This is a genomic window from Paenibacillus sp. J2L1-98, assembly GCF_056269405.1.
The window spans coordinates 659,361-672,862 of the sequence record NZ_JBWDNW010000002.1 but is presented as its reverse complement, the minus strand read 5'-3'; the positions used below and the strand labels follow the sequence as shown (position 1 = coordinate 672,862).

Annotated in this window: 10 protein-coding genes; 6 read left to right on the top strand and 4 right to left on the bottom strand. The window is 50.0% G+C overall.

From position 1 onward, the window contains the following. Positions 1–60 precede the first annotated feature (60 nt). Together AC0YNZ_RS07995 and AC0YNZ_RS07990 are read right to left on the bottom strand one after the other, a co-directional pair. A complete protein-coding gene (locus AC0YNZ_RS07995) occupies positions 61–2,097 on the bottom strand; it encodes an LTA synthase family protein (RefSeq protein ID WP_475826076.1) in 2,037 nt (678 codons plus the stop codon). 24 nt (positions 2,098–2,121) lie between these two features. Then, positions 2,122–3,267 (bottom strand): THUMP domain-containing class I SAM-dependent RNA methyltransferase, encoded by a 1,146-nt coding sequence (locus AC0YNZ_RS07990; protein ID WP_475826075.1) that lies wholly within the window; start codon positions 3,265–3,267, stop codon positions 2,122–2,124. A gap of 146 nt (positions 3,268–3,413) precedes the next feature. Between AC0YNZ_RS07990 and AC0YNZ_RS07985 the strand changes: the two genes are divergently transcribed. After that, entirely contained in the window at positions 3,414–4,043 is a 630-nt protein-coding gene (locus AC0YNZ_RS07985; RefSeq protein WP_475826074.1) for an O-methyltransferase, read from the top strand. 533 nt (positions 4,044–4,576) lie between these two features. Here the strand turns inward: AC0YNZ_RS07985 and AC0YNZ_RS07980 are convergent. Continuing rightward, entirely contained in the window at positions 4,577–5,254 is a 678-nt protein-coding gene (locus AC0YNZ_RS07980; protein ID WP_475826073.1) for a DNA-binding response regulator, read from the bottom strand. An 897-nt stretch (positions 5,255–6,151) separates the two neighbouring features. After that, positions 6,152–7,372: an MFS transporter gene (locus AC0YNZ_RS07975; RefSeq protein ID WP_110773747.1), complete on the bottom strand. Its 1,221-nt coding sequence runs from the start codon at positions 7,370–7,372 to the stop codon at positions 6,152–6,154. Between the two features lie 412 nt (positions 7,373–7,784). On the opposite strand from AC0YNZ_RS07975, the gene hemE reads away from it, so the two are divergent. The 5 genes from hemE (at position 7,785) to AC0YNZ_RS07950 (ending at position 13,456) form a co-directional block, all read left to right on the top strand. Then, a complete protein-coding gene (hemE, locus tag AC0YNZ_RS07970; protein WP_475826072.1) occupies positions 7,785–8,855 on the top strand; it encodes a uroporphyrinogen decarboxylase in 1,071 nt (356 codons plus the stop codon). Further along, positions 8,848–9,789 carry a ferrochelatase gene (hemH, locus tag AC0YNZ_RS07965; RefSeq protein ID WP_475826071.1) on the top strand — a complete coding sequence of 314 codons (942 nt, stop codon included), beginning with the start codon at positions 8,848–8,850 and terminating at the stop codon, positions 9,787–9,789. Before hemE ends, hemH begins: the two co-directional genes overlap by 8 nt. Positions 9,790–9,806: 17 nt before the next feature. Continuing rightward, complete coding sequence (gene hemG, locus AC0YNZ_RS07960; protein ID WP_475826070.1) at positions 9,807–11,279, top strand: protoporphyrinogen oxidase; 1,473 nt, start codon at positions 9,807–9,809, stop codon at positions 11,277–11,279. 99 nt (positions 11,280–11,378) lie between these two features. Continuing rightward, positions 11,379–12,683: a CapA family protein gene (locus AC0YNZ_RS07955; protein ID WP_475826069.1), complete on the top strand. Its 1,305-nt coding sequence runs from the start codon at positions 11,379–11,381 to the stop codon at positions 12,681–12,683. A gap of 32 nt (positions 12,684–12,715) precedes the next feature. After that, the gene (locus AC0YNZ_RS07950; RefSeq protein WP_475826068.1) at positions 12,716–13,456 is read left to right on the top strand and encodes a glycerophosphodiester phosphodiesterase; all 741 of its coding nucleotides are present in this window, start codon (positions 12,716–12,718) and stop codon (positions 13,454–13,456) included. Positions 13,457–13,502: the final 46 nt, after the last annotated feature.

Sequence of the window (13,502 nt, the reverse complement as noted above, 5' to 3'; positions counted from 1 at the left end):
AGTTTGGTATCGAGTCAGCCCTTCTTTACTGTGCAAAAAAAAATAAAATTTTAACTGGCCTCACTTACGGCTAGCTGTTTCTACATCACCGCTGGCGCGCGCTTCTGTAGCATCTTGCTCCTTGAAGTCATTGATCAGATCGTTCATAACGATTTGATCGGACATGTTCAGCTCAGTGCGAGCGCCTTCGATGGCGCCAATGCATGCGCTTAAATCGCCAGCTGTATGGCTTTGTATATTCCAGCAGGTGCTATGCTCCGCTATTCCGTCGGCAGATGGCATATAGTAGACGGCACCGTCGGTGAAAGCGCCGTTTCTCATCACGACTTTTTTACCGAAAAGCGGTTTATCCGTCAGCAGAGGAGTGCCGATCAAGTATTGATCGGAAGTTGAAATGCCAAGCAAATGCATGATCGTTGGCGTTATATCAAGCTGTCCGCCTACCGCGGTATACGTACCCGCATGCTCGTCCTTAGGCAAATGAACGATCAAAGGAACCTGCTTTAAAATCATTTCACGCTCAAGATCGTCAAGCTTCTTGCCAAGGAATGTCTCGAACAGCGACCAGTCTTTGATCGAGTTATCGTGATCCCCGTACATCACCAGAATTGTGTTGTTCCAAAGTCCTTCCGCTTTCATTCTGTCCACCAGCTCGCCGAGCGCGGCATCTACATAATGAATCGTCTGCAAGTAATCGCCCATCATCGTACCACCCAGCTCACCCAGGTTTAGCTTCTTCTCCGCAGCAGGAATCACGTAGGGATGATGGCTGGACAGCGTGATGAGAAACGAATAGAAGGGCTGTTTCTGTTCGGATATCACATCTAGCGATTGCCTGAAAAAAGATTTGTCTCCAAGCGCCCACCCGATTTTTTCATCCAGCGTAAAATGCTTCAAGCTGTAAAATTGATCGTACCGCATATTGTGATACATCGTATTACGGTTCCAAAAGCCGCCCTCATAGGAGTGGAAAACGGTAGTCCCATAATCGTTTTCCTTTAAAGTTTTGGACATGCAGTCAAACTCGTTCGGTGCGTATTGGATGAATACGGAACCGTTTGCGACCGGCTGCATCGAGCAGTTTGCTGTAAAATCGGCATCCGAGGTTCTGCCCTGGGCGGTTTGATGATAGAACTGGCTGAAATAAGCGCTTTGCCCGATCAGGTCGTTTAGATGAGGCGTAATCTCTTGACCGTCAATAGAACGATTGATCATAAAGTTTTGAAAAGCCTCAAGCTGCACCATTAGAACGTTGCTTCCTTCGTACGCGCCAAAAAGCGCATCCTGCTCGAGCGCACCGCGCAGGTCGCCGCGCGCTTCAATCCACTTTTGCGCTTCCGTGGATTGCTCGGCGGTAACGGTCTCGGCATCAAGCCAGTTCTGCTTCACATAACGGTATACGTCATAGCCGTGAAAACCAAGTGCGCCCGTGACATTATAAATCGATAGGTTCCACCAGTTGCCGACGAAAATCCCTTGGCCCCATGTACGCTTAGTTTCATTCACATTCGTGAAAACAAGCGACGAGCCGATGGTAAAGATGACGGCGCTCAGCACGATGCGGACGACCGCTTTTTGCCAGATGGGAGCTGCTGGGCGATGCTCGTTCGCATGGCGGAGATCGCCGCGGCCGCGCCAAATCACATAAACCGCAAACGGAATAATAACGAACCAGTCAAAGAACAAAATAAAATCTTTCGCATGAAGCAGCGTTCCGATGCTGTCGCCTAGAGAATCTACTTGTCCGAGCTGAAGCAGTACCGGGACCGAGATTAAATCTTGAAAGTAACGATAATAAATGAGATCGGCATATAAAACGAAGGATGCGATCACATTTAGCGCAATAAGTGAAACAATCCGCCCGCGCGCGGGCAGCCAAATCGTCCAGAAGCTGAAGAGCAGAACGGCGCCCAGCTCAATAAGAGCATCGATACCGGTCATTTTCATGTTGGCTACATGAAGAATTTCTGAGAACCAATATAGTTTGGCGAGCATCACGCCAGTAAACAACAGCAGGTCGACAGCCTTAAGCCGCTCAAGCCCGATTAACAGTATGCTCATGCCGCGGCGTACTGGATTTTGTCCACTAGATAACATAAGTGAAATATCCTTCCTCTCTCGCTACTGCCGATTTCCGCGAGGAGGAAGCGGTCCGAAAAATTGCAGATAATTACACTCGATACGTCCGTTAAACAGCTTCCGTCGCTTATCAGCCGGGCGTCCGAAATAATGCTCGATCGTCGTAGACGGACTAATTGAGAAATACGACCATGTCGGATAGTGGAGTGCAGTTAAACCGAATTGGCGCAGCGCGGCCTCGGCTTGCACGTCATCGCCAAGCCGTTCGCCGTATGGCGGATTCGTAATGATAACGCCGTAATCGCCCTGCAGCTTTACTTTTGCAACAGGCTGGACGGATAGCTTAATCTCTTTGCCGAATCCTGCCTTCTTGATCGCAGCCTCTGCGATTTCGATCGCGCCCGGATCAATATCGGAGCCGGCAATTTGGAGCGGAATATTATCCTTAACGGAATCAAACGCCTCTTCGCGCGCTTCATCCCACAACTCATCCGGAATGAGCGGCCAGCCTTCACTGTTAAAACTCCGGCGAAGTCCAGGCGCAATGTTCCAACCGATCATAGCAGCTTCAATCAGTATCGTGCCTGAACCGCAAAAAGGATCATACAGCGGCCGTTCAGGACGCCAGCGGCTAAGCTGAACGAGCGCAGCTGCCAGCGTTTCCCGAATCGGAGCTTCGGTAGCTACTTTGCGATAGCCCCGTTTGTGCAAGCCGTCGCCGGTCGTGTCAAGCGTGAGCATCGCACGGTCATTCATAAGCGTTACTTCAATAACGTAACGTCCACCGTCCTCGGGGAACCACTCGGTGCCGTAGCGCTCGGTCATTTTGTCCACGACTGCCTTTTTTACGATGCTTTGGCAGGCTGGAACGCTTGTAAGCTGTGACTTTTGCGAGCGGCCGTTAACGGGAAATTCTCCGTCGTTCGGAATCCATGCCGGCCAATCGAGCGCTTTCGTGCCTTCAAACAGCTCCTCGAAGGTGGTTGCAGGGAATTCTCCCATTTTAATAAGGATCCTGCCTGCGGTACGCAGCCAGAGATTGGTTCGGCAAATATCGATCGGCCCGCCTGTGAAATTAACGCGTCCGTTTTCCACTTGCAAGTCGGTATACCCTAAATCTTTCAGCTCGCGTGCGACAACCGCCTCAAGCCCCATCGGCGCGGTTGCGATTAGCTGTAACTTTTCCATTTTACACTCTCTCTTCATCTATACTTTACGACGGTAGAAGTCACGATTAAGACATATGCTTGTAACCCTACGAACAAAAACATACAATCAAGTATAGGACAAACCAGGTTGTTTTTACAAATTGCAAAAATGGAGAGAGAAAAATAATGTTGCTGAACGAACAATATGTAGATTCACTTTATGGGGCAGATGCCGATCTTGAACGAGCAAAAGCAGGGATAGCAGCGAGCGGAATGCCGGATATATCCGTTGCTGACGGCTATGGCAGGCTGCTCACGATGCTTGTATCGCTGTCGAATGCGGAAAGTATTGTAGAAATAGGCGCGCTTGGCGGGTATAGCGGCATTTGCTTGGCACGAGGGCTGCGGGAGGGCGGCAAACTGGTATCGCTCGAGCTGCTGCAAAACTACGCGGATTTAGCCAAGTTGCATATGGAAGCGGCCGGTTTAGGAGACAAGGTGGAGTATATGGTTGGCGATGCGAAGCTCAGCTTGGAGGAGCTCAAGTCAGCCGGCCGAAAATTTGATTTCTTCTTCATTGATGCGGATAAAGAAGGCTACCCGGTCTATCTGGACTATGCGATTGCTCTCGCTAATCCTGGAGCTGTCATCGTAGGCGATAACATTCTGCTTCGCGGCAGAACGGTTGATCCAGCCAAAGCGGGCCCGTCGGTTCGCGCAGTACGTTCCTTCAATGAAACGATCGCATTAGACGAACGCCTGCAGAGCACGGTGCTGCCCGGCTACGACGGATTGGCGATAGCTATTGTCAAATAAGACTAGCAAACGACGCCCAGAGGGACTTCGGTATGATGCCGGTATCTTTCCGGGTGTTGTTTTTGTCAGCTGATGCGATGCTGTAAAAGCTGCGGCAGAAGCTGCCACAGAAGCTGTTTATTTTATACGGCTTCTGAAACACCTGTACTTATTCGACAAATGATTGATCTTTGAGACCAGGGTGGCCACCCGTGCGGATGGTCACCCTGGCGGATGGCGATCCGGGCGCATGGCCAATCTGGCACATGTCCACCTTGGCGCATGGCCGCCCGTGCGGATGGCCATCCTGGCAACTGTACGCAAAGCAAAGTAACATTAGTGTTGTTTTACGAAACTAATTTATCGTAATGACTTAAAAGTGACGAATTAGTTAGGTTTTGAGAACTTAAACGACGTTTTTTTAACGAGAGAATAAAAAATGGCAGATTAATTCGATGGAATTCAATTAAACGCGATTTGCTGGGATGTAGCTTAAATTAGTTCGATGAAATCAAACAAAATGATTCCAAAGTGTTTCAGGAAGGGGACAGAGCTTACATGATATATAGTCGTGAAGAATGATCCATCCGCCATGAATGAATGCGTTGCTGTCCGCCGCCGTCAGCTTTCAGCCAGCCTTTTTGTTCAAGTCTATGCAAGTGTCTGCGGGCCGTTTGATATCCGCATTGTAGAGTCATTTTGACATCTGCTAAGTGTAGAGAACGCTCTAAACGTAAGGCCAGCCGTAAAATATCCCGTTCATTGGCAGTTAGCTCCTCATGAGCATTCATGTCGCCGAATATTCTGCCTATCATTTGCTGAAGCAGCTGCTGCCATAATCGAGGACGCTGCTCAATATCATCGTAGCCTATTCGAATGACAATCCAATTATCGTTTTGAAGATGCATTTGACGAACCCATTGATCGCAAAATTGCCTGCGGGACAGGTTGCGCAGATGCGGCCCGTACCCATCTACCTCAATAGCAATTTTGATATTGGATCTAATATATGCAAAATCAACATAACGGAATCCCCCGCTAAAATCTTGTACCTCGAACTCAGGATGGAGATGCTGAAAATGTCCGAAGGCTGGCCACCAAACGTTCCGAAGCATCTCATGTTCGGCGTGGTTATGCCCATCCTTTAATCTTCTCCTTGATTCCCCCTTACGTTTCTTCATATGCTGTTCTAACCAAGGCTGATAAGTATCTTCGAATGCCATAGTCTTCAAGGCGAAACCTTCTTTCTCCTAAAATAAAAAAGGCCGCTGCCGCAGGGAGTTCCTGCGAAAGCGGCGCATGCTTTGCGACCATTAAAAATAATTGGTTGAGTATACTGCTATAGTAGCACACCATTTAACCAAATGGCTACTAGCTCCGAACAATTTCTAAACCATTTTCAAACTGACTCCAATCCGACTTCAACCCGTCTCCAACCTGTCTCCAACCCTGCTACCATACCTGCTTCTTGAATAGTTAGATTCGGTGAAACTAATTCCGGCGATCCACTTAAAAGTTACGGTTTAGTTTTATTTGGCGAACTTAAAAGCAGCTTTTTTTCAATGCAAAATATAAAACGGTCGATTAAGTAGGCAAAATGGAACTAAACGACTAAAGTTTCGATTGACTCCCCAATTAGTTTGGCATTATAGAACTAAACGTACGGGAACCAAATCATCGGCGGGAGACGAGCTCCGGCGAACCACTTAAAAGTTACGGTTTAGTTTTATTTGGCGAGCTTAAAAGCAGCTTTTTTTCAATGCAAAATATAAAACGGTCGATTAAGTAGGCAAAATGGAACTAAACGACTAAAGTTTCGATTGGCTCCCCAATTAGTTTGGCATTATAGAACTAAACGTACGGGAACCAAATCATCGGCGGGAGAAGAGCTCCGGCGATCCACTTAAAAGTTACGGTTTAGTTTTATTTGGCGAGCTTAAAAGCAGCATTTTTTCAATGCAAAATATAAAACGGTCGATTAAGTAGGCAAAATGGAACTAAACGACTAAAGTTTCGATTGGCTCCCGTATTAGTTTGGCATTATAGAACTAAACGTACGGAGGACCAAATCATCGGCGAGAGACGAGCGGGTGAATGTATTCTCCCGCCCAGCCCGTCTAGCGGACGCATCAGCCGTCTTTGCCTTGCTGTGGCAGCGGCCGCTTGCGCAGCAGCGACTGCCACACCCATCCCGCATTAACCATAAGCATGACCGAGGATAGGATGAACAAGCCTTGAATGCCGATCCAACCGGAGAGGGCGCCGCCGGTAATAGGGCCGATCATGTTGCCAAGGCTCATCGTACTGGTGTTAAAGCTGTAGGAACGGCTCTCCATACCGTCCGGTGTGTATTTGCGTATAAGGGAGTTTACCGCTGGAATAAGCCCCCCAAGAAAAATGCCAAGCATAAAACGGGCTAGCAGCAATTGCCATACGGTTCCTGCCAAAGCTTGCGGTATAAAGGCGAGCGAGGCTCCGACAAGCGCGACCCCGAGCACACGCTCCGCGCCAATCCGGTCGCTAAGCTTGCCAAGCAGCGGCGAGGCTACGAGATTGGAAAGGCCTGTAACTGAACCGACGAAACCTGCATAAAAGGCAAGATTAGCGGTTGTGCCGTGCAGTTCCTGAACGTAGAGCGGAATAAGCGTCATCGGACTCATCATCGCGAATTGGATGAGGAAAGTGACGGCGAACAGCGCGGTAAGCTGAGGAATTCCGCTTAGCTTCCGGAAGCCTTCAATGACGGAAGCCTGCACGCGGGCAGCTGCCTTCATGCGGTCGAAGGGCTCTTTTACGACCAGCAAGGCAAGCAGCGAAGCCGCAAACAGCAAAGCTCCCGTCAAATAGAAAATCGGCCGGAAGCCGATCGTATCTGCAAGCAAGCCGCCGATGAATGGACCGAGTATCGTTCCGGCAATCCCGCCGGATTGAATCGTTCCCATTGCGAAGCCCATCCGGTTTTTGGGCGTTGTTGCGGAGATCAAAGAAATCGAGGCAGGGTTAAAGCCGGAAATCGTACCGTTCACCATACGAAGCAGCAGTAAATGCCAAGGGTTAGTGGCAAAGCCCATTAATACCATAACAATCGACATGCCGAAGCCTGATCGAAGCAGCATCATTTTGCGGCCGTACCGGTCCGCCATCTTCCCCCATATCGGTTGAAAAATAAAGGAAGAAACAAAGTTTCCGGCAAAAATAAACCCAGCCCAAACACCGATCTCATGCTTATCTTTTAAGCCTAAATCAAATTGTAAATAAAGAGACAAGAACGGAATGATCATCGTCATCCCAGCCATAACGAGAAACTGTCCGAACCACAACACGATCAGATTTTTTTTCCATTGTTCCATAATCAAAGTATATCATAAGTTATACTGGAATTTCCTTTGGCCGGTTGATCTGAAGCACAGCGATCAGAATAGGCAATTCGCAGCAGCCGCCAAGCCGGATTTCGACATCCGTAAATTATTGCAAGCAACATACAACGGAGCGGCAGACCTGAACGTTACGGAACTTTTGCCCGCAGGCGAGTTGCCGTCAAAGCTGCCATTCAGGGCCTGTTAAGCGGGAAACCGGGAGCCGGGTCCGCCAATGAAAGCTTCTTTCTTATCATTCCTCCTGCAATAATTCATGCGCTTTTCATGCAACTAACGGCTGATTGTCATACTATTGTCATAGGAAGCCGATAAGCGGCAGTTGTTAGGTTTGATGAAAAAGGGCATAATGGAAGCATAGGAAAATTCATAGAAATGGGGAACGGGAATGTCTTATAACGACCGTTTCATACGGGCTTGCCGGAAGGAACACGTAGATCAAATACCTGTATGGTACATGCGACAGGCAGGAAGGTACGATCCTGATTATCGCAAAATAAAAGAAAAGTATTCATTGCTCGAAATATGCAAGCAGCCGGAGCTTGCGGCTGAAGTGACGATGATGCCGATCCGCAAGCTGGGCGTCGACGCCGCTATTTTATACTCGGACATTATGAATCCAGTTGCTTCGATCGGCATAGATTTTGATATCGTCGCTAACATCGGGCCGGTAATCGCGAACCCGATTCGTTCTGCGGCTGATGTAGAGCGTCTGAAGCCTATCGACGTGGAAGGGGATCTCAGCCATGTCATTGAGACGATTCGTATACTGGACCGTGAGCTGGAAGTTCCGCTTATTACGTTCGCTGGCGCGCCATTCACAATTGCAAGCTATTTAATTGAAGGAAGGCCTTCCAAAAACTATTTACGCACGAAAGAAATGATGTACAGCGAGCCGAAGTTATGGCATGAGCTGATGCGTAAGCTTGGCGACATGGTCATTACTTATTTGCGTGCGCATATTGCGGCAGGCGGCAAAGCTTTTCAATTATTTGATAGCTGGGTAGGCGCCTTGACCCCTGCAGATTTCCGGCAATTCGTATTGCCGACGATCGAGCGTATTTTCGCAGAGCTGTCGGATTTGCCGCAGCCGAAAATTTATTTTCCGGGCGTTAGCTCAGGCGAATTGCTTCCGGAGCTGCAAAATGTGAAGGCAGATGTGATCGGTCTTGACTGGCGTGTATCGATCGATGAAGGCCGTCGCAGATTGGGCGGCGGATTTGCGGTACAAGGCAATTTGGATCCGACAATATTAACTGCGCCGATCAGAGTTATTGAATCGTATGCGAAAGAAATTATCGATAGCGGCATTGAGAAACCCGGATTTATTTTTAACCTTGGGCACGGTTTATTCCCGGAAGCTTCGCTCGAGAAGCTGGCTGAGTTAACTGCATTCGTACATTCGTACTCGAAGAAAGCGATCGCAGACAGAAGTCTGAAGGAGGCCAGTCATGTCTGAGCATAAAGGGCAAAAAACCGGTGTGCTCGTTATGTCCTACGGCACTCCGGAGTCGATGGACGATGTAGAGGCATATTACACGCATATTCGACGCGGACACGCTCCGACGCCTGAGCTGCTTGCAGAGTTGAAAGGCCGTTACGAAGCCATCGTGGGCGGAGTATTTCCTTTGCGGGAAAATACGAACGGGCAGGTAGCCGGTCTGCAGGACAAGCTGGAGCAGCTGGCACCGGGCCAGTTCGTCTGCTATCAGGGCTTGAAACACGCAAAACCTTATATTGAAGTCGGCGCCCAGGAAATGGCCAAGGACGGCATCACGCAAGCGGTTGGGATCGTGCTGGCCCCGCATTTCTCAACGATGAGTGTAGGCAGCTACATTAAGCGTGCAGAGGAGAAGGCGAAGGAGCTTGGCATTGCGATGACTTTCGTAAAGCAATACCATATGCATCCGAAGCTGCTGCAGGCGCTAACTGACCGGGTTGCAGACGGAATAGGCCGTTTGGCCGCCGCTGCGAACGGGGAAGAGAATGTGAAGGTGCTGTTCAGCGCGCACAGCTTGCCTGTGAAAATTCGCGAGCTTGGCGATCCGTACGAGCAGCAGCTGCTTGAAACTTCTGCGGCGGTTGCGAAAGCGGCTAATGTAAAGGATTGGCAGTTTACATGGCAAAGCGCGGGTCGGACTAGAGAGCCTTGGCTCGGACCGGATATTTTGGAAACATTGCCTGTGCTGGCGGAAGAGGGCGTCAAAGCGGTGCTCGTTGCGCCGGTCGGTTTCGTGTCGGATCATTTGGAAGTATTATATGATCTTGATATTGAAGCGCAGGCTGCTTCGAAACAGCTGGGCATAGCTTTAGACAGAATTGCGATGCTGAATCGCGATCCATTATATATGGAAACGTTGGCGGAATCGGTTATCGAGGCCTTGAACAGCTAAGGGAAGGAATGAATGAGATGCGGAGAATCGGAAACCCTGATCGAATTGTCATTATTGGCGGAGGGATCAGCGGACTGAGCTCCGCTTTTTATTTGCAGCGGGAAGCGGAGCGACAGGGCAAGGAGATAGAAATTACCATCGTAGACGGTGCTCCTGCCTTTGGCGGAAAAATTAATACGCTGCAGCATGACGGGTTTGTCATCGAGAAGGGACCGGATTCTTTTTTGGCGCGCAAGCAGGCCATAATCGACTTGGCGATGGAGCTTGGTTTGGGGGACGAGCTGACGACAACGAATCCGGGAGCGAAAAAAACATATATTTTGCATGAACGCAAGCTGTACCCAATGCCGCCTGGGCTTGTGCTAGGCATACCGACGGAGATTGGCCCATTCGTAAAGACTGGATTATTGTCATGGGGCGGCAAGCTGCGCGCTTTGCTGGATTTGGCGCTGCCGGTCCGCAAAGAAAACAGCGATGAGTCGCTTGGCGGCTTTTTGGAGAGGCGGGTAGGCACTCAAGTGATGCGCCGTATCGCTGAGCCGCTGCTCGCGGGCATTTATGCGGGGGATTTGAAGAAGCTGAGTCTGCAGGCAACCTTCCCGCAGTTTGCAGCGGCTGAACGCAAGCACGGCAGCCTTATTCGCGGCATGATGCATAACCGTAAGGCCAGCGCTGCTGCCGGTGCTCTGCCAGCCGTTGCGAAGGGAGGCACCTTCCTGACGTTTAAGGGCGGTTTATCGACGCTGGTAAAGGCGCTTGACGAAGCCTTGAGCAAAACGCAGAGGCGTCTTGGCACGAAGGTTACGGAGATTAGGCGCAATGCGGAAAGCTCAGCAGCAGCGGGCAGCATGCGTGAAGTATCCGCTGAGGGCGAGGCAGGCCGTTACGAGGTTGTGCTGGACACCGGAGAATGCCTGCAGGCTGACCGGATTGTGATGACGGCACCGGCTTATGATGCGGCGGGTCTGCTGGAACCATTGACAGATTGCAGCGAGCTCCGGAAAGTCAATTACGTATCGGTGGCAAACGTGGTTATGGCGTTCGATAAGTCTACGTTTGGACTTGATTTTGACGGATCAGGGTTTGTTGTGCCCCGCTCGGAAGGGCTGCATATTACGGCTTGCACATGGACGTCAAACAAATGGCTGCATACGAGTCCGGATGATAAGGTGCTGCTGCGCTGCTATGTCGGCCGATCCGGAGCCGAGGAAATCGTTAGACTGCCGGATGCAGAGCTTGTAAAGGCAGTACGGAAGGATATAGAAGAAACGATGGGCATTAAGGCAGTGCCGACGTTTACTGAAATTACGAGATTGCCTCGTTCAATGCCGCAATATCCGCTCGGACATTTAACGAATATGAAGCAGCTTCGGGAACGTTTTGAAAGGGAGCTGCCGGGCGTCTGGATCACGGGCGCGGCATTTGATGGCGTCGGTCTACCGGATTGCATCAGACAGGGTAAGGAAGCTGCGCAGGCGATTTTAAATTAAGGTCTTTTAATTGTTCCCCATCAAAGGTGGATCATTGCTATAATGGTAGAGTCTATCGATTTTTGGACTTTTAAACCTTACATAGAGGAGCCATCTTTCATGCAAAAATCACGGTCCGAAACGCATAAGCGGGACAAGCTTAGCCGGAAAAAAAGGCTTAAAAGACTCATTATCGTTAATTTCACGCTGCTTGGTATCCTTATAGTAGTGCTCGGCGCATGGCTTGCCGCAGCGAACTCAGATAAGCTGCATGACTGGTTTAGCTTTGCAGGCGGCGATAAGAAGGAGCAGGCGGAGGCGGCACAGCCTAATGTGAGCGCCGAAAATTCAGGGAATGGTGCGGGATCAGCGGAAAACCCGAATTCTTCCATAGAAGATCCGAGCAATAAAGGCGAAGAGAAAATGCCGTCTGAGGAAGACAAAGCTGCTGCGACGGCGCCTGAAAGAGCAGACAATGAAGCTGACAAAATTAGCCTTTCCTTTGTCGGAGATGTGCTGGTCGAGCAATATGTGAGTGCAATTACAGAGCGCAAGGGCTATGAATATTTGTATAAGCCGTCGATGCTGTACTTAAGCGAGCCCGATCTTACGGCAGGAAATTTGGAATTTCCGATAACGAAGCGAGGAGTGCCGGTCGAGGGCACGCCGTACGTGTTCAAAGGCTCGCCGGATGTGCTGCCGTCGATGCGCAATGCCGGCTTCGATGTCATGAGTCTTGCCAACAATCATACGCTTGATCAAGGCGTGGAGGGCATGCTCGACACGATGAAGTATTTGGATAAGGCCGGAATAGCGCATATGGGCGCGGGCAAAAACGACACGGAAGCTTTTACTCCCCTCATTAAAGAGGTACGGGGCATTAAGGTTGCCTATATCGGCATAAGCAGAGTGCTGCCGTTCAATTCGTGGAAAGCAGATAAAAATGTAGCCGGCGTAGCGGAAAGCTACGATACAAAACGAGCGGTTGCCGCTATTGCGAAAGCGAAGAAGCAGGCGGATGTCGTAGTTGTAATGGTGCATTGGGGCAAGGAGCAGGTCGATCAGCCTGAGGAGTACCAGAAGGATTTTGGAAGACAGTACATTGATGCCGGAGCGGATCTTGTCATCGGCAGCCATCCGCATGTGCTGCAGGGCTTTGAGATGTATAATGGCAAATGGATTGCATACAGTTTAGGAAACTTTATTTTTAGCAATTATCCGAAGGAGAAAGCGGCAGAAACAGGGGTGCTTGACGCGTTATGCTCGAAGAACGGCGACTGTGAACTGACGTTCCATCCAATGATTACGGTTCAAGCGCAGCCGACTCCCCTTAAAGCGGATACGGCAAAGGCGATGCTGGACCGGTTGTCCGCCCTTTCGTTTGGCGTGAAGCTCAATGAGGATGGCACAATCGTTCCTAAATAACGGAAACCACCGTCTGAAAGGATGATCGCATAATGAGAAATCCGTGCGTTGCGCACCGAGGCTGGTCGAGCCGCGCGCCGGAGAACACGATGGCTGCCATACGACTTGCAATCGCTGATCCTGATGTGGAATGGATTGAAATAGATGTTCATCTCTCGAAGGATCATATACCGGTAGTTATACACGATTACACGCTGCGCAGAACGACGAACGGAAGAGGCAATGTGAAGAGCCTGACGGCTGCTGAGCTTACGTCCCTCGATGCGGGCAATTGGTTTTCGCAAAAATATCAAGGGGAGCCTGTTCCGACGCTTGAGCAGGTGCTCAAGGAAGCGGTAGGCCGCTGTAAGCTTAATATAGAGCTGAAGACCGATGGAATCCGTTACCCTATGATTGAGCAAAAGGTACTCGCATGCATTCAGGCTTATCGGGCGGAGAAGGAAGTCGTCATCACGTCCTTTCATGAAGGGACGCTATACCGTATGCGGAAGCTCTCGAGTCAAATCCGTACCGGACTTATTATTGACGGTTGGCGCAATACGCTGCCGAAGGAGCTGAAGGAGCTCGGCTCCGATTTTCTGTCCATCGGCTATTCAAGATTAAATAAAGAGCGAGTCGCGCTGCTTAAAAACGCAGGCATTCAAGTGATGGCCTGGACGATCAACGAGAAACGCGCGATCCGTAAAATCGCCGCGCTGGATCCTGATATAATGATCTGCACGAATTATCCGGAGCGGTGGCACGAGCTGCGGCTTCAGAGCGTGATCAGGTAGGAGCACTCTTTTCGGATATGAGCTTAAGCAGGAGGTTGCCCGTTTC

What these genes read in the sequence shown, in the direction of transcription:
- AC0YNZ_RS07950 (WP_475826068.1), top strand. Translation starts at nt 12,716, where the DNA reads ATGAGAAATCCGTGCGTTGCGCACCGAGGCTGGTCGAGCCGCGCGCCG.
- hemG (WP_475826070.1), top strand. Translation starts at nt 9,807, where the DNA reads ATGCGGAGAATCGGAAACCCTGATCGAATTGTCATTATTGGCGGAGGG.
- hemE (WP_475826072.1), top strand. Translation starts at nt 7,785, where the DNA reads ATGTCTTATAACGACCGTTTCATACGGGCTTGCCGGAAGGAACACGTA.
- AC0YNZ_RS07995 (WP_475826076.1), bottom strand. Translation starts at nt 2,097, where the DNA reads ATGTTATCTAGTGGACAAAATCCAGTACGCCGCGGCATGAGCATACTG.
- AC0YNZ_RS07975 (WP_110773747.1), bottom strand. Translation starts at nt 7,372, where the DNA reads ATGGAACAATGGAAAAAAAATCTGATCGTGTTGTGGTTCGGACAGTTT.
- AC0YNZ_RS07955 (WP_475826069.1), top strand. Translation starts at nt 11,379, where the DNA reads ATGCAAAAATCACGGTCCGAAACGCATAAGCGGGACAAGCTTAGCCGG.
- AC0YNZ_RS07990 (WP_475826075.1), bottom strand. Translation starts at nt 3,267, where the DNA reads ATGGAAAAGTTACAGCTAATCGCAACCGCGCCGATGGGGCTTGAGGCG.
- AC0YNZ_RS07985 (WP_475826074.1), top strand. Translation starts at nt 3,414, where the DNA reads ATGTTGCTGAACGAACAATATGTAGATTCACTTTATGGGGCAGATGCC.
- hemH (WP_475826071.1), top strand. Translation starts at nt 8,848, where the DNA reads ATGTCTGAGCATAAAGGGCAAAAAACCGGTGTGCTCGTTATGTCCTAC.